At 33.1% G+C, this 2,122-nt stretch carries 1 protein-coding gene; it reads right to left on the bottom strand.

Annotated elements, in window-relative coordinates:
* A partial coding sequence (locus tag AYJ08_RS07260) for a MutS2 family protein (protein ID WP_483295059.1) occupies positions 1-1,137 on the bottom strand: 1,137 nt, incomplete at its 3' end.
* Positions 1,138-2,122 lie beyond the last annotated feature (985 nt).

Raw genomic sequence — 2,122 nt, forward strand, 5'->3', positions numbered from 1 at the left:
ACTTTGATTATCACCAATATCAACAAAAATCTGATCAAAAATCGCAACCTCGGTAGATTGGTCCGCTCTGCTATGATATCCACACATCGTGGCCAATGCTACAATGCCGATGGTTTTGAGTACAATTGTTTTACCACCAGCATTGGGACCTGTGATTACTAAGCTTCTAAAATTTTTCCCAATCTCAAAGTTTAAAGGGACGGTATCACCAGGTAGTAGAGGATGGGTGCATTCCACTAATTTTAAATAACCATGCTGATTAAGCCTAGGTGCTATTCCATTAATGTTTTTACTATATTTTCCTTTTGCAAAAATCATGTCATATTGACTAATTGCATCAATATTTATCTTGATAGCATGTATTTCTTCGACAATCATCCCAGATAGAGTTGCAAGAATTTGATACTCTTCGATTGCTTCATCCGATCTGAGTGTGGCTAGTTCCATGCTTAACTTAGTGATCGCGGCAGGCTCAATAAATACAGTCGAGCCTTTGGAGGATACCTCCACAATGGTGCCAGCAACGTGATTTTTATAGGAAGCCTTGATAGGAATCGTATATCTGTCATCTTTTTTACTGATGAAAAAATCTTGGATATACTCTTTATTTGCACTGCTTTTAAGAAATTTCGTTAGTCTTTCTTCTATTTTTTCCTCTGTAGCCTTCAAGTGACTCCTGATCCGCTTTAACTCCTTGCTAGCCTGCGAATCTACGTGAGCACCTTTAATCGAAAAATGAATTGTTTCTTCAATAGCAGAGAACGCTGTTATTGAATGTGCATACGAACAAAGCAGTGGAGCAAAAAACTCTTTGTCTTGCATAAACGTTTTTATTTTTCTGCATCCACGCAAAAAGTCTGCAAAACCAACAAGTTCAGAAGGCTCAAGAATGATTCCCTTTTCCAATTTATCAATCATATGTGCAATGTTAGAAGTACCTAGCAAGGGGACATGGCTGTCAGTATCTAATATTTTCCTAGCCTCAGTTGTTTCAGCAAGGCGATGTTTAACCACATTTAGTTGGGTGCTTGGTTGTTGCTTCTCTAGCATTTCCTTACCTAAATCACTAACACAATATGATTTCACGAGTTCTTTTAACTCATTGAACTGTAATTTTTCAAATGTATTTTGATTCATTTCTATTCTCCTCACAATGATATGGAATCGTTATGAAGATACCTATTCTTAGATTTCAATGAGGGAAAACGTAAAAAAGCCGCGGAGACACCGCAGCTTTGCATACATTGATAGGGGCACTGTAAACCCATCATCCATTATCACTTGAACTCACTGACAATAGAGAAGGAATTACACGCTTTTCTACAAGTATGGGTAGGTATCTTCATAGGTATACATAAATAAATCAATGAGAAAATAAGGGTACCCAAAATAAGGAATACGCCTATATCAATGATTTATTTACATGAAATTTTCCTATTTAGAAGATACGACCAGACTCAAAAAAAGCACCTCTCTTTATTTTTTCACTCATTGAAATCTAAATAATGAGTTATTATATATTATTTCTTTGAAACAGTAAATGATGTAAACTAACATATTTGGATTTGATCAGGAAAAAAGCTCCTTCGCCAGTCTGTTACTGGTTAATTTTTACATGTAATTATATGTAACTATTTTACATTATTAAGAATAAATAGGATTCTTGTTTTTTAATCTACTATATTGCAAAACGTTAATTAGATAAGCCTGTTTGATTATTGTAAGGAAAACCCTATCATTTACAAATCAAGAAAATGGGGGAGAGAATCGAATCAGAATTAGGTTATAAGCTTTAAAAACATAGATAGATATAATGAGGACTTTGATTGTTTTATGCTCTAAAGTAGCAAATCACTCTTTTACTAGTTATAAATTTGTAGTTTTAACATGCATAATTAACCTTCGTTATTTCGTATTTTAAGATTTTTATTTATTAACTTTTCTGTTATTTTAGGTGTTTTTTATTACTTTTACTTGATAAAATGGTAATAAAGAACAGAATGAAAAGACAGAATATTGATAATTTCACTTTAAAAAATAATGATACAATTGTAAAAACACAACTTATTAACAAATACTTACACTAAATTCAATTAGGAGGAAAAATTGGGATGATCAACCA

The organism is Brevibacillus sp. SKDU10, from assembly GCF_001645205.1.
Lineage (GTDB): Bacteria > Bacillota > Bacilli > Brevibacillales > Brevibacillaceae > Brevibacillus_B > Brevibacillus_B halotolerans.